We start from the raw sequence: 13,165 nt of genomic DNA, 5'->3' as shown, positions 1-13,165 counted from the left end.
ACATACGTATTTAATCTGTACCCTATAGGATAGACACTTTGAAAAAAGGTCTGCCTATAGGGTATTTTTGTATAATAAAGAAAAAAGAAAAACGGGAGAAACCAATGAGTAACAGAGACTTTACAGAAAAAGAGATCAAACTGCTTGAGAAGAACCGTTACACGAACTCCGTAACCCCAAAAGGGATTACATATACAGAGGAGTTTAAATTAAAGTTTGTCTTGGAATATGAGAAGGGGAAACTGGCAAGACACATTTTTGAAGAATGCGGCTTTGACATCTCCATCATCGGAATAAAACGGGTGAAATCCTCTTCTGAACGGTGGAGAAAAGCTTACTATGAACACGGGGAAAGCGGACTGCGAGACTCCAGGACAGACTCTTCGGGCAGACCGCGAATCAAGGAACTGTCCCTTGAAGAGAAGTATGCAAGACTGGAAGCGCAGCATCGTTTGCTTCAGGCGGAAAATGAACTTCTTAAAAAGATTCGATCCGCCGAAAGGGGGCTAAACAGAAAGAACTGAGTCCCGCCCAGAAATTCTGTCTGATTCGGGAAGTGATTGAGAAGTACGGGCTGAAGCAGATGGTCCGGCATTTATGCGAAGTAACTGGAGTGTCCCGCAGCGGTTATTACCGCTACTTTTCTGCACCTGCAGAGGGAAAACGAAACGAACAGGAAGCCAAAGATGAAATATCGAGAGGCATGATCCTAAAAGCCTTTCTCTTTAAGTCCCGCAAGAAAGGGGCCCGCCAGATTAAAATGACGCTTGAGGGACATTTCAAGGTGACCTACAACCTAAAGCGCATCCGCCGGATTATGAAGAAATACGGCATCATCTGCCCGATCCGGAGAGCGAATCCCTATAAACAAATCATGAAAGCGACACAGGAACATCAGGTTGTCCCTAATAAGGTCAATCGGGACTTCAAGCAAGACATCCCGTACAAAGTACTGTTGACTGACATTACCTATTTATACTTCGGAAAAGGCTTAAGGGCTTACCTATCCACGATCATGGATGGGTCTACCAACGAGATTGTAGCTTACCATGTCTCGGACCGAATCACGATGGAACTTGCGACAGATACACTTAAGAAGCTGAAGAAGAAACGGAATTTCCGTCTGGCAAAAGATGCGCTCATTCATTCGGATCAGGGAACCCATTATACGCATCCTGATTTTCAGAAGCTTGTGAAGAAAATGAAGCTGGGCCAGTCAATGTCACGCAGAGGAAACTGTTGGGATAATGCCTTGCAGGAATCTTTCTTTGGCCATCTCAAGGATGAAGCATTGATTAAGTCCTGTACCACCCTCCAAGAACTAAAGAAGGAAATCAAGAAATATATGACCTATTACAATTACCACCGCTACCAGTGGAATCTAAAAAAGATGACCCCTGTTCAATACAGAGATCATCTTCTTAAAACTGCCTAGCCTTTTTTTATCCGTGTCCTTGACAAAGGGTACAGATTAATTTAGATGTCCCTTTAAGTTTATTTTAACTCCCCTATAAACCAAATTTCACCTTCTAATGGTATCCGTCTTCATCAGTAATTACTTCTTTAAAACCTGATTTTCGTGAAGCGTTAGGAACAGATAATCCCCATTCAGTTTGAATGTTACTATCAGCAGATAGATGATGCCACTTTTGATATTCGTCATTCCTGTTAAAGAAATTTTTAAAAGGTCACCTTTAAATACAATAATTTGCGAACCCCACAAATCAGGTAAATCAACTGCAACCACTACTCGATATTTTTCTTTGTCATTTGGCTTCTATCCAATTAGATGTTCAGCTCTATCCAATAGTGTCTGAATGCAGAGGCGTTTTATTTTTTTGGTGTTTTGTCGGAATTTATAAAGTCTTGGGTGCATCTGGTAGATGCAGATGCCAATATCCATTGTAAAATTTCTGTTGGAAACTCCAAAGTGTTTTCTTCAATTCCTTTAATCATATGATAGTCAGTGTTCTTATTGCGAGAGACCGTCAAAAATCTGCATTTTCAAAGGTGTTTGGTCAAGTACGGATTGTAAAAGCACAAAAACTGTTGCAAAGCTGCTTAAATCGTCTCGTAAAAATGAATAAAATATTTTAAAAATGTTTCATATATTATTTATTTTGGTACACAATATCCAAAAAGGAAGGTGTAAATTATGGTAATGGCCAATACAATGTCTGGTGTTTTATCAGGGGGTTTAGCTCAAATACAAGATACATTTTCGTTAGCTAAAGGAGAGCTTTCATGGAAGCAATACAATTTGGCTACAACAAGAAATATTACAGGTGGTTTTGGTTTTGCATTTGGTTTATCTTTTGGGGCAGCTCTAGGTTCAAGTATTCTTCCGGGAGTGGGGACATTTATCGGTTCACTGGTAGGTGGTCTCTTAGGCTGGCAAATTGGGTGCCAAATAGGTTCTCAAATTGGAAGAGTTATTATAAGGTAAAAAATTAAATCAAAATTAATTGAAACTGACTATGGTCAGTTTTTTAAATGCAAAAAAACCCCCCTTGATAGGGGGATTAGTGAAGTTTATTTTCTATTTCACTCATTTTTTGTTTCAGGGAATCGTCATTTATAACATTAAATGGAGAAGAAGAGTCCGTTGAAGCAGATTCTTTTGTATCAGAAAATATGTTACTAAATGCCTCTTTTGCTTGGTTATAAGTTTCTTTGGATTTTTCCATCCCTTGTTCCTTCATTGAAGACATTGCTTCTTTCATATTTGGCAATGCCATTGAGTCTTTTTCATTCTTAGCTTCTTCCATTAAAGTGGTTAGTTTTAAGCGGGCACCAGTTGTTAATTGTTTCATTTGGTCACCAAGTGCTAATGCAGAGCCTACCCCTTTTACCAATAATTTTTTTGTACCCCTTCTTGCTTCCGGAGAGACGGCAAAGATTAATGTTGCAGCCGTAAATAGGATTCCTAAAGGGTTAGAAAGTGAAAAGAATTTTTTCATTTGTTTTTTTACCTCCAAGGTCTTTACAATTACTTAACATTATAACCACAGATAATCAATCTATTCGAAAATCAAAAAGGATTTTTATTGTATAAATCCCTTATAGTTGACCACAATATATTTTATGCAAAATTAAATTTACAATAAATTTACAATAAGGGAGGTACTAGTGCAAATATGGGAATTGAAATGAAAAACAGATATTACCATATACTTCCTGGTCGCCTTCGTATGGAGCTTTATGGTATTTATGATAATCGTGATCGAGCTGAAAAATTTGAGGGAATTTTTTCCACAATAGAAGGAGTTACCTCGGTTAAAACATCTGTTTCAAGAGGATGTATTCTTATCCATTTTATAGAAGGAATCATCTCTATCCATCAACTTCTTCCACTCCTAAAGAAGTTTGAGGAAGTAGCGTGGAAGCTTGATAATGAGAATAAAGCACACAAATGTGACGAGATTGACAATGATGTGAATGAGCAAGTTGCAGTCACCGCAGAAGTAACAAAAGTTTTACCGTTTACATCAGAAATGCCCAAACACCAAAAGCACAATGAGAAAGTACCTTTGTCTTTAACATTGTCAGTAGCTGGTTTGGGTGCATTAGGGCTGAAGCAGCTTTTTTGGGGACGTTCATTATTAGCCCGCCATCCTATCCCTTTTTATTTGAGCAGTGCGTTTGCAGTGGCAACTGGGTTTCCTTTCTTTCGTCGTGGAATTCAGCAGATGCAAAAAAGGCGAGGTGCTTTGGTAGATTTTGTATTAGGTGCTAGTTCACTTGCATTAGCTCTTGTTCGTGAAAATCTTGTTGTTTTAGCCGGACTTTCACTTCTCCAATATTTAAACTGGAAAAGAAGAGATGAGGTCCGTAATAACTGGCTGGATGAGCCCACTGTCTCACCTGACGTTGAAAAGTACACAAAAAGGGCTGGAATGATAGGAATCATAGCTTCTGCAGCAGCATTAGCCATCACTCGAAACCCGCTTGTCGCATTGGGGGTTTTATTAACAGCCAATCCAAGACCTGCTGCCGTTTCATCAGAATATACGTGGAGTCAGGCAGAACTAACGGCACAGAAAGGGGGATGGGTGAGACCTCAAAATGGATCCATGTATCAATTATCCCAAGTTAATACAGTTCTATTTGAGGAAGAATCCATGCTTTATGAAAATAATGGCACTTTGAACAAAAAAGTTGCTGGCTTTATTGAAGCGCTGCCTACGGACACTAACGTGGCTGTTCATCATGGGAAGCTTAATAAAAAAATAGAAGAAATATGCCCATCAGTAAAGGTTATATCTTTAGAAGAAATCAAACATAAGAGGCGGGAAGAAATTTTATTCGTTCATGATGATAAATCCCTCCACACACAAAAATTAATTTCCCTTTATCCAACAATTGAAGTTACCCAATTAAACGAGTTATCTGAAAGTTTGAGAATATCAAAGCAGATAAAGCAGACCATTAAGAAATATGTGAATACGACAAAGGCCTGGAATTTGATTGGAACCGCAATTGCGTTAACTTCTTTTGTATCTGCTCCTTTACTTGCACTTATAGGAGATACCCTAATATTAAGCTTTTTAGTTCACGCTAAGAATAAAAGTGAAAAGATGCTGCCGGCTAAGCAAATCCATGGAATTGCAGACTGGCAGCAACCTGAAATTTCTTGGCATGCATGTACTTCAGAAGAAGTTGTTGAACGATTTGGTTCAAGTCCATTGGCAGGGTTAGATGATAAATCAATAAAGAAATGGACAAAAACTTATGGAAAAAATAAACTTCAAGCAAAACAAGGGGAGCATTGGTTAAAATCCTATATCAGCCAATTTAAAGAATTTGCTATGGCCATATTAGGAATCACTGCGCTTATTAGCATTTTTACAGGCCATTTATTTGACGGTTTTGCAATGGGGACGATTTTATTATTAAATGCTGGGGTCGGAACCTATCAAGAACGAAAAGCAAAGCAGGCAGTTCAGACAATGACAAAATTTGTCCCGCCTATTTGCAGAGTCATCCGAAACGGGGAAACTTATGAAGTATCAGCAGAGGAGCTAGTGCCAGGAGACGTAGTTGAACTTGAAGCTGGAGAACGAGTATCCGCGGATTTACGGATTATTGAGGCCTGGAATTTGGAAGTTGATGAGTCAACATTAACTGGTGAATCACTGCCTGTTCAGAAAATGATTCAGCCAATAGATAAAAATGTTCCTATTACCGATCGTGCCAACATGCTGTATATGGGCACACATGTTACGAGAGGCAAAGGAAGAGCTGTGGTAGTCCAAACAGGAAATCAAACAGAAATTGGTCAACTGTTTATGAAGTTAACAGATCATGAAGAGGAAGTAACGCCTCTGCAAAAGCAAGTTACTCGAATCAGTAAGGCCTTTATGAAAGGTGCTCTTGTGATTGGAGGAATTGTTTTTTTAGCTGGTTTAATACGAGGTATTCCGTTAACAAATATGATGACAACGTCACTTGCTTTAACGGCATCAGCAATACCAGAAGGATTACCGGTTACCATTACAATAGCTCTCACTGCAGGAATTCTTCGAATGGCAAAGAAGGGTTCCTTAACACGAAAGTTATCAGCACTTGAAACACTTGGACGTGTCAATGTCATCTGCTCCGATAAAACTGGAACTTTGACAAAAAATGAAATGACAATTAAAAAAATGGCCACTTTAAGTCAGGAATTTGATGTAACTGGTGACGGATATTGCCCAGAGGGAGAAATAAAGATGGGCAATGGGGATAATAGGTCACATCAAGACTTAGAACAATTGTTGCGTATTGGATTTTTATGTAATAACTCGTCAATTATACAAGAAAATAATCGCTGGATTGTAAAAGGGGATCCTACAGAAGGGGCATTGCTTACTGTTGCAAGAAAATACCCTTCATTAGAAAAAGGACTATCAGAATGGACGAGGGAGTATGAAGTACCTTTTGATTCAGATCGAGGAATGATGACAGTAGCTTGCCGGGAAACAAATGAACATAAGAATTGCTATGTTCTGACTAAGGGTTCGGTTGAAAAGATTATTTCCTGTTGCAAAAATGTGCAAGTGAATGGCAAGAAAGTCCCGTTAACTAAGAAGATGAGAGAATCAATTTTACAGCAAGCCGAAAAATATGCTGACGATTCACTTAGGGTTTTAGGATTTGCCTTTCGTAAGCTGAAACAGGATGAAGAGTGCCAAAATGAGATGGAAAATGACCTCACTTATATTGGAATGGTCGGAATGATCGACCCTCCAAAAGAAGATGTTAAAAACTGCATTCAAGAAGCGAGAGAACTGGGTATTACTCCAATCATGATTACCGGAGACCATCCGATAACTGCTTTAGCCATTGCAAAGCAAATCGGTATTAGTTCTTCATTTGATCAGGTGCTTACAGGTGAACAGCTAAATAAACTAAACGATTCAGAATTTGAGGAAAAGGTGGATGATATCCGAATTTATGCCCGTGTAACTCCAAATCACAAGCTTCGAATCGTATCAATTCTTCAGAAAAAAGGCTATATCGTGGCGATGACAGGTGATGGAGTTAACGACTCGCTGGCCATTAAAAAAGCAGATGTTGGAATAGCAATGGGACGGTCTGGGACCGAATTAACAAAAGAAACATCGGATATTGTGTTAAAGGAAGATCATTTTGGTTCTATTGTTGATGGGGTAAAAGAAGGCAGAACAATAATCGGTAATATCAGAAAAGCACTTGGGTGTTTATTATGCGGTAACTTAGCAGAAATCATTGTCACAAGTACCGCAGTCATTGCAGGTCTCCCGCTTCCAATCGTTCCAATTCAGATTTTGCTTATGAATTTATTAACGGATGCGTTACCAGCAATGGTTCTTGCCGTGAATCCAGGCAACAAAACGAAAGAAAGAAAACGGCAAGAAATTGCGGATAAAGACCTTTATAAACAAGTGGTAATAAGGGGACTTTTATTAGGAGTGGGATCACTAGGATTATTTGTAACAAGCCTTTCATTGGGTGCTCCAATTGCTGTAGCACAGACCACCGCCTTTGCAGCTCTTGTCACAGGGCAGCTTATTCAAACATTTTCATGGAGGCAGGAAGGGCAAACTGAAACAGTAAAAGATTGGACTAAAGATCGTTTCTTAATTGGAGCTTTAGGGGTATCCGCATTAGCGCTACTCTCATCAATTTATATTCCTGGTTTAAGCACACTATTCAAAACAAGTGCTATACCAATGACTAATTGGCTTCCAATCCTTTTAATCGGAGGTACTTCCGCCTTCCTTGCAAAGTCTATTTTTAAAATTATCCAGCCTCAGGAAAAATTGGTGCATCAGGAACAACTTGCTATTACAGGATGAGTTTGAAAAAAAATTTAATTAACGATAAGGAGGCTTATAATGCTTCAAAATAATCTTCATCGAATCATAGTTGGATCTGTAATAGTAGCGGCTGCTTCAACGCTGCTGCCCGTTGCAAGGGATACCTTAAAACCTCTCGTTGGACAAGTGTCACGTCAAATGCGTTTTTTGATCGTTTCTGCAAAAGAAGGAATTGATGACATGATTGCGGAGGCAAAAGTTGAACGTATGAAAAGACATCTGGATCATCAATTTATTATTGACTACAAAGAAGTGGTTGAAGAAATTGCTGAATAATCCTGAATTGAAGAGAGGAGTGGAGCATATGACCGAAAAAGAGCAGCAAATCCTGCAACAATTGAAACAATCATTACTGCATTTAGATGAGGCGTTAAATTTATCTACTCAAATGCTTAAGGAGGATTCAAATAACAAACATGACTTATCCACAATATGGGAGGAATTTTTGAACACGTTCTTAGGGAGAGTCAAGGATAAGGGGAAAGAGAGTAATATAAATTTGATGAAATTGCTTCCATTCCCTAAACTGCCCCGATTTTTTTAACATAAAGCGGTCACTGAATTGTGCAGATTTTTAATAAAGGCTCTTTTCTTAAACTTTGTTGCTTTTTTACTATGAATAGGAGCAACCTTTGCAAAAACACCCTTAATAAAAAAGAAGCAGGAACCTTTAATAATCTGTACCCTATAGGAAAGACATTTTGAAAAAAAGGTCTTCCTATAGGGTATTTTTGTATAATAAAGAAAATCAAAGAAGCAAGCGGCAGCGGGGGAACCGCAAATCTGCCAGTTCCTGATACGACAGGATCTGTTAACTTAAATGCAAGCAGCGGAAAAGTCGCATTGGCTAAAGTCACTGGTTCGGTATCAGGTTCAACGGATTCAAATGTGGTAGATTTTGTTGGCTACGGTTCTGCAAATGATTCAGAAACGGCTCCAGCAGGTACGATTTCCGCTACAATAAGTGCAGAGCGCAAAGACAATAATGGCGGAACAGCTGAAGGGCAAGGGAATGGCTGGGACACAAACAATAACTCAGCCGACTTGGTTGTAACCAGCGGCTTAGATCCTCAGAATTCATCTTTCACATCAGGTTCCCAGCCGCCAGCGGGTACAGATAATGACAATATGGGATTAAGGAATCCAAGCGGTGTGACTTCTTATCAATAGGAGGTACCAAGATGAATATGGATAATAATGATATTTTAATTAGATTACGGTATGCGCTGGATATTAAAAATACAGATATGGTTGAGATCTTTAAACTTGGGGGCATTGAAACAACAAAAGAAGAAGTGTTGAAAATGCTGATTAAGTCAAAGGACCATTATGATGATGAAGCTGGAAATGATGAAGAATTAGAAGAAGAAAATATTAAAATTGATAATTATACGCTAGAGTCATTTTTAAATGGCTTAATTGTATTTGAAAGAGGAAAACAAGAAGTTAAACCAGGGGAGCCTGAAAGACCGGCCATGACCATAAAGAATAATGGCAGTGTTAATAATGTCTTGCTGAAAAAATTAAAAATAGCACTGTCATTAACAAGCGAAGATATGATTGATGTATTAAATGACGCAGGAGTCGTTATTTCAAAAGGAGAATTAGGTGCGTTATTAAGAAAAGAAGGACATAAGAATTATAAAGCGTGCGGTGACCGGTTCGCCAGGAACTTTTTAAAGGGATTGGCTTTGAGATATAGGTAATAAGGAGCCATCAAAGGAAAGATGCGCTGTAAACTCAGCTGCATCTCTTGTGTTTCCTCATACAATGTAGCATGTAGAATGCTGTGATAAGTTAGTTTACAAGTAAAAATATTTTGCGAGGTAGAGCGAAAATCTATAAAATATGCTCACTCTACCATCGCACTAATTTCAAATATTGAAGCTAGTGTGGATAATGGTCCAACAAATTAATGGCTAAAATAAACTCCAAGAGTGAATGAAATGATAAATAAGAACCGGGATGTGAAGTTCAAAACGCTTTGCACCTCGGTTTTCTTTATTTCATTCGAGTATTAGAGGAAAGCAATGAATCCCCAAAGGGCCATTTTTTTGGGGGAAGGATCAGGAAAGAGTTTATTAAATAGTGCCTGTAACTCTATTTTGGAAAATTCCGGGTGGCAGGCACTATTCTAGATCTATTTGGAAAACAATGAAAATTGTCTATTCTGCATAATGAAGCAGGAATCATCTTTTAAAGTTTCTGCTTAATAGTTTAAGTATGAATTCATACTTCCTCGCCATTCGTCTCAATCACTCTCTTATACCACTCAAAAGAATCCTTCTTATAACGCTTCATTGAACCATTGCCTTCATTATCCCGGTCAACATAAATCAATCCATAGCGTTTCTTCATTTCACCAGTCGTAAAGGAAACAATGTCAATAATGCCCCAAGGTGTATAGCCGATTAAATCGACTCCATCATAATTGACTGCTTTTTCAAGTGCTTCGATGTGAGATTTTAAGTATTCAATTCTTGAACTATCATGAATCGATCCGTCTTCCTCCAACGTATCAATAGCACCAAATCCATTTTCCACAATAAATAATGGAATTTGATACCTGTCATAGAAGCGATTCAATGTATACCGCAAGCCGGTTGGATCAATCGTCCAGCCCCAGTCGCTTGCTTTGATGTAGGGATTTTCTGCGCCGTTTGGCAGTCCGCCGTTTAAAATCGATCCGGTGTCTTCGTTCGAAGCATCGCTTTTCACCGTTGTAGACATATAGTAGCTGAATCCGAGATAGTCGACTTTCCCTCTTCGCAGGATTTCTTCGTCGCCTTTTTCAAAAGGGATGCTATAGCCTTCTCTTTCAAATTCTTTTAGTGCATACGATGGATAATAGCCGCGAACCTGTACGTCAGGGAAGAAGTAGCGCAGCCTCATCATTTCTTCAGCTAGCATAATGTCTTCCGGGTTGCAGGAATAAGGGTAGATCGGCACATGAGAAACCATGGCCCCGATCTGGAATTCCGGGTTAATTTCTTTTCCTTTTGCAACAGCGAGGGCACTCGCTAGCAGCTCGTGGTGGCCTGCCTGATACATGATTTCCTTCGCATTTTCGCCTTCCTTTACAGAAACACCAGAGTTCGTCCATAAGAAAATGGGATTGTGAACGTCCATTTTGTTGTTGATTTCGTTAAAGGTCATCCAGTATTTCACTTTGTCCTTGTACCGTTTAAAGCAGACCTCGGCAAACTTCACGAAGTATTCAGCTACTTTTCTGTTGCGGAAGCCGCCGTATTCTCTTGCCAGATGAAGCGGCATCTCAAAGTGGGATAGGGTAATGACGGGTTCAATGCCATGCTTCAGCAGTTCATCAAGCACATTATCATAAAATTTTAAGCCTTCCTCGTTCGGCTCTTCTTCGTTGCCTTTAGGGAAAATACGGCTCCAGCCAATAGAGGTCCGCAGGCATTTTAAGCCCATTTCGCTGAAGAGGGCAATGTCGCTTTTATACTGGTGGTAGAAGTCGATGGCTTCATGGTTCGGATAAAATTCGTTTTCTTCTACTTTATCGGTAATTTTTCTTGGAACACCATGTGCGCCAGCTGTCATAACGTCGACAACACTTGGCCCTTTGCCGCCTTCATTCCAGCCGCCTTCGAATTGGTGCGCTGCAAGGGCGCCGCCCCATAGAAAATCTTTTGGCAGTTTTGCCATTTGCCTTTCCTCCTTTTAATCGGTTTTTGCGTTTGTTTACTCTTACAGTTTAATTGTACTGGTATAATTTATCAATACATATACAATTATATATATAAGGGATATGTTATAATTTTCATAATGAATGAAACGAAGAATGAGGAATGAAGATGTTAAAGTACCAGCAGATTGCAGCTGAAATTGAAAAATATATTGAAGATCACGCGCTCCAGCAAAGGGATAAACTGCCTGTATTAGAAGCGCTAATGGCCCAGTTTGATGTAAGCAAAAGCACAATAACGAAATCTCTTGATTTACTGGAAAGAAAAGGCGTTGTCTATCAGGTGCGGGGAAGCGGCATTTTTGTGAGAAGGCATAAGCGGAAAGGCTATATCAGCCTGCTTTCCAATCAGGGATTTAAAAAGGACCTCGAGAATTCTGCTGTTACCTCCAAAGTGCTTGAACTCGATGTCAGAAAGCCAACGGAAGAAGCAGCGTACAATTTAAATATCGGGTTAGATACTGATGTGTATTATGTGAAAAGAATTCGGTACATAAACGGTAAGGCGCTTTGTGTGGAAGAATCCTATTTTACGAAATCGATCGTTCCTTATTTAAATCGAGAGATCGCAGAAGAATCGATTTTTACGTATATTAAAGAAGGCTTGGGCTTAAAAATCGGTTTTTCGGATCTCTATCTTAAAGTCGGCAAGCTGACAGAGGAAGAAGCGAAGCATTTAGGTTTGAATAGCGGAGATCCGAAGCTGTACGCAGAGAGCATTTTTCACTTAACAAACGGCGAGCCTTTTGACTATTCCCAGATTGCTTATAATTATGAGGATGCGCAATTTTTCCTTCAGTCGAATCATATTTAACGTAATCAAACGGCCTAATTCGCATTAGGCTGTTTGTTCATAAATCGGTAGGCAATGTCCAGCAGGATAAATCAGATCGGGGTTAAAAACAAGGCAATGCGTGTATCAGGTGCAAAGCCGGGAACGACAAGGACAAACACAAAGAAGGCTAGGACCACCCAGTTTAGGTAGGGTGAAAACGTACGGTGGTGTGAGAGGTCTGAGGTTAGTCATCCCCTCCTACTCGATTCCTTCGGCTATTTAGTTTGTACAATTTCACCTTTTACTTCTCAACAATTTTGTAACATGACAATTTGCTTTTTATTATTTATCGATATTCTTTTACCCTTCCAATGTTTTTTGGCAAATGAATGAAATATCGCTATTAAAATATTCTCCATTTGTGAATACGTACAACGGTTCCAATAGGAACCATAGAAGAAAGTTCTAAAACATCATCATTATTCATCCTAATACATCCATGAGACGTGTTCTTGCCGATTGAGGAAGGATCATTTGTTCCATGTATGCCATAAGTGGGTTTATCTAAGCCCATCCACATCGCTCCATATGCTCCACCGGGGTTGGGATCTTTGTTGATTATTTTAAAGGTTCCTTCTGGAGTCGGAGTCAGCATTTTTCCAACAGCAATGGGATAAACTTTTTGTACGAATAATCCAGTGAGGCCGTCAATAAGATATAATTCATGTCTTTTTGTAGATATTTCAATACGTTTCGCCATAAGACCAACTCCATAAATGCTGTTTATACCATTGTATGATGCTAACTAATGAGTTGAATCTTTTTTCACTAATGAATAGTTAATTGAAAAGACAAAAAGTCGATCCTTTGCACAGGAATCGGCTTTTTTGATGTATGTTTAATAAAATCCCTTTCATTCCCAGGCTTCTTCTTCTCATGCCTAATAAACCAAAAAACAAGAGAGAGTGCATCCTAAAAAGCAATCCTGCTATTATTCCCCGGAACCATAGTGTCGAAGAAGCGCTGGAAGCAGCTGTGCAAGGTGATATTAGTGTGATGGAGCGTCTTCTTAAGTTCTTGCCGATCCTTATGCTCATACACCCGAACAGAAAGAGTATGCTGAGCTGCCTGAACCATCTGCAGCATGTGCTTATCAGACTTATTGCGGTACTTGATAAAGTTAGCGAATTTAAAGAATGGGGGCAGATCCAAATGGCTTTGGATCGGCCTATTTATGTTAATCATTCGCGCAGCTTATTGGATTCTTATAGCTCTATATAAATTTAAAAAATCATCTAACCGCATTTAAAACGCCGCATTGGGTCTGAGCTTTCTGATCGA

At 39.2% G+C, this 13,165-nt stretch carries 11 protein-coding genes and 2 pseudogenes; 9 read left to right on the top strand and 4 right to left on the bottom strand.

The annotated features are described in order from the left end of the window. The first annotated feature begins 104 nt into the window (after positions 1 to 104). A protein-coding gene (locus tag ACOT8F_RS16055; RefSeq protein ID WP_421652937.1) for an IS3 family transposase occupies positions 105 to 1,435 on the top strand; the annotation gives its coding sequence in 2 pieces (ribosomal slippage) (positions 105 to 516 and positions 516 to 1,435; 1,332 coding nt in all). A 59-nt stretch (positions 1,436 to 1,494) separates the two neighbouring features. Here ACOT8F_RS16055 and ACOT8F_RS16050 read toward each other — a convergent pair. Continuing rightward, positions 1,495 to 1,956, bottom strand: a pseudogene (locus tag ACOT8F_RS16050) (DUF3916 domain-containing protein). Between the two features lie 199 nt (positions 1,957 to 2,155). Here ACOT8F_RS16050 and ACOT8F_RS16045 point away from each other — a divergent pair. Further along, entirely contained in the window at positions 2,156 to 2,446 is a 291-nt protein-coding gene (locus ACOT8F_RS16045) for a glycine zipper domain-containing protein (RefSeq protein WP_421652936.1), read from the top strand. Positions 2,447 to 2,522: 76 nt separating this feature from the next. Here ACOT8F_RS16045 and ACOT8F_RS16040 read toward each other — a convergent pair whose 3' ends face one another. Beyond that, positions 2,523 to 2,960, bottom strand: coding sequence for a hypothetical protein (locus ACOT8F_RS16040; RefSeq protein ID WP_421652935.1), 438 nt, complete (start codon positions 2,958 to 2,960; stop codon positions 2,523 to 2,525). Between the two features lie 177 nt (positions 2,961 to 3,137). Here ACOT8F_RS16040 and ACOT8F_RS16035 point away from each other — a divergent pair, with 177 nt between their 5' ends. The 5 genes from ACOT8F_RS16035 (at position 3,138) to ACOT8F_RS16015 (ending at position 9,046) form a co-directional block, all read left to right on the top strand. Then, positions 3,138 to 7,319 carry a cation-translocating P-type ATPase gene (locus tag ACOT8F_RS16035; protein WP_421652934.1) on the top strand — a complete coding sequence of 1,394 codons (4,182 nt, stop codon included), beginning with the start codon at positions 3,138 to 3,140 and terminating at the stop codon, positions 7,317 to 7,319. 39 nt (positions 7,320 to 7,358) lie between these two features. Continuing rightward, entirely contained in the window at positions 7,359 to 7,616 is a 258-nt protein-coding gene (locus ACOT8F_RS16030; protein ID WP_421652933.1) for a hypothetical protein, read from the top strand. Between the two features lie 28 nt (positions 7,617 to 7,644). Then, positions 7,645 to 7,884, top strand: a complete 240-nt coding sequence (locus ACOT8F_RS16025) for a hypothetical protein (RefSeq protein ID WP_421652932.1) — start codon at positions 7,645 to 7,647, stop codon at positions 7,882 to 7,884. A gap of 299 nt (positions 7,885 to 8,183) precedes the next feature. Further along, positions 8,184 to 8,510 carry a hypothetical protein gene (locus ACOT8F_RS16020; protein ID WP_421652931.1) on the top strand — a complete coding sequence of 109 codons (327 nt, stop codon included), beginning with the start codon at positions 8,184 to 8,186 and terminating at the stop codon, positions 8,508 to 8,510. Between the two features lie 11 nt (positions 8,511 to 8,521). After that, the gene (locus tag ACOT8F_RS16015) at positions 8,522 to 9,046 is read left to right on the top strand and encodes a YehS family protein (protein ID WP_421652930.1); all 525 of its coding nucleotides are present in this window, start codon (positions 8,522 to 8,524) and stop codon (positions 9,044 to 9,046) included. 523 nt (positions 9,047 to 9,569) lie between these two features. On the opposite strand, the gene bglA is transcribed toward ACOT8F_RS16015, so the two are convergent. Further along, the gene (gene bglA, locus ACOT8F_RS16010) at positions 9,570 to 11,009 is read right to left on the bottom strand and encodes a 6-phospho-beta-glucosidase BglA (protein ID WP_421652929.1); all 1,440 of its coding nucleotides are present in this window, start codon (positions 11,007 to 11,009) and stop codon (positions 9,570 to 9,572) included. 149 nt (positions 11,010 to 11,158) lie between these two features. Between bglA and ACOT8F_RS16005 the strand changes: the two genes are divergently transcribed. Then, on the top strand, positions 11,159 to 11,863 hold the full coding sequence (locus tag ACOT8F_RS16005; RefSeq protein ID WP_421652928.1) for a GntR family transcriptional regulator: 705 nt from the start codon (positions 11,159 to 11,161) through the stop codon (positions 11,861 to 11,863). A gap of 364 nt (positions 11,864 to 12,227) precedes the next feature. Here the strand turns inward: ACOT8F_RS16005 and ACOT8F_RS16000 are convergent, their stop codons facing one another. Next, the gene (locus tag ACOT8F_RS16000) at positions 12,228 to 12,584 is read right to left on the bottom strand and encodes a L,D-transpeptidase (RefSeq protein WP_421652927.1); all 357 of its coding nucleotides are present in this window, start codon (positions 12,582 to 12,584) and stop codon (positions 12,228 to 12,230) included. Positions 12,585 to 12,799: 215 nt separating this feature from the next. Here ACOT8F_RS16000 and ACOT8F_RS15995 point away from each other — a divergent pair. Further along, positions 12,800 to 12,999, top strand: a pseudogene (locus tag ACOT8F_RS15995) (hypothetical protein); the annotation flags it as partial. Between the last annotated feature and the right edge of the window lie 166 nt (positions 13,000 to 13,165).

Origin of the sequence: Chryseobacillus diguaensis (assembly GCF_049220665.1) — a bacterium.
GTDB lineage: Bacteria > Bacillota > Bacilli > Bacillales > Bacillaceae > Metabacillus_B.
The sequence above is the reverse complement of the archived record's forward strand: the minus strand, read 5'-3'. Positions and strand labels throughout refer to the sequence as shown.

What these genes read in the sequence shown, in the direction of transcription:
- bglA (WP_421652929.1), bottom strand. Translation starts at nt 11,009, where the DNA reads ATGGCAAAACTGCCAAAAGATTTTCTATGGGGCGGCGCCCTTGCAGCG.
- ACOT8F_RS16015 (WP_421652930.1), top strand. Translation starts at nt 8,522, where the DNA reads ATGAATATGGATAATAATGATATTTTAATTAGATTACGGTATGCGCTG.
- ACOT8F_RS16035 (WP_421652934.1), top strand. Translation starts at nt 3,138, where the DNA reads ATGGGAATTGAAATGAAAAACAGATATTACCATATACTTCCTGGTCGC.
- ACOT8F_RS16005 (WP_421652928.1), top strand. Translation starts at nt 11,159, where the DNA reads ATGTTAAAGTACCAGCAGATTGCAGCTGAAATTGAAAAATATATTGAA.
- ACOT8F_RS16030 (WP_421652933.1), top strand. Translation starts at nt 7,359, where the DNA reads ATGCTTCAAAATAATCTTCATCGAATCATAGTTGGATCTGTAATAGTA.
- ACOT8F_RS16000 (WP_421652927.1), bottom strand. Translation starts at nt 12,584, where the DNA reads ATGGCGAAACGTATTGAAATATCTACAAAAAGACATGAATTATATCTT.
- ACOT8F_RS16045 (WP_421652936.1), top strand. Translation starts at nt 2,156, where the DNA reads ATGGTAATGGCCAATACAATGTCTGGTGTTTTATCAGGGGGTTTAGCT.
- ACOT8F_RS16040 (WP_421652935.1), bottom strand. Translation starts at nt 2,960, where the DNA reads ATGAAAAAATTCTTTTCACTTTCTAACCCTTTAGGAATCCTATTTACG.
- ACOT8F_RS16025 (WP_421652932.1), top strand. Translation starts at nt 7,645, where the DNA reads ATGACCGAAAAAGAGCAGCAAATCCTGCAACAATTGAAACAATCATTA.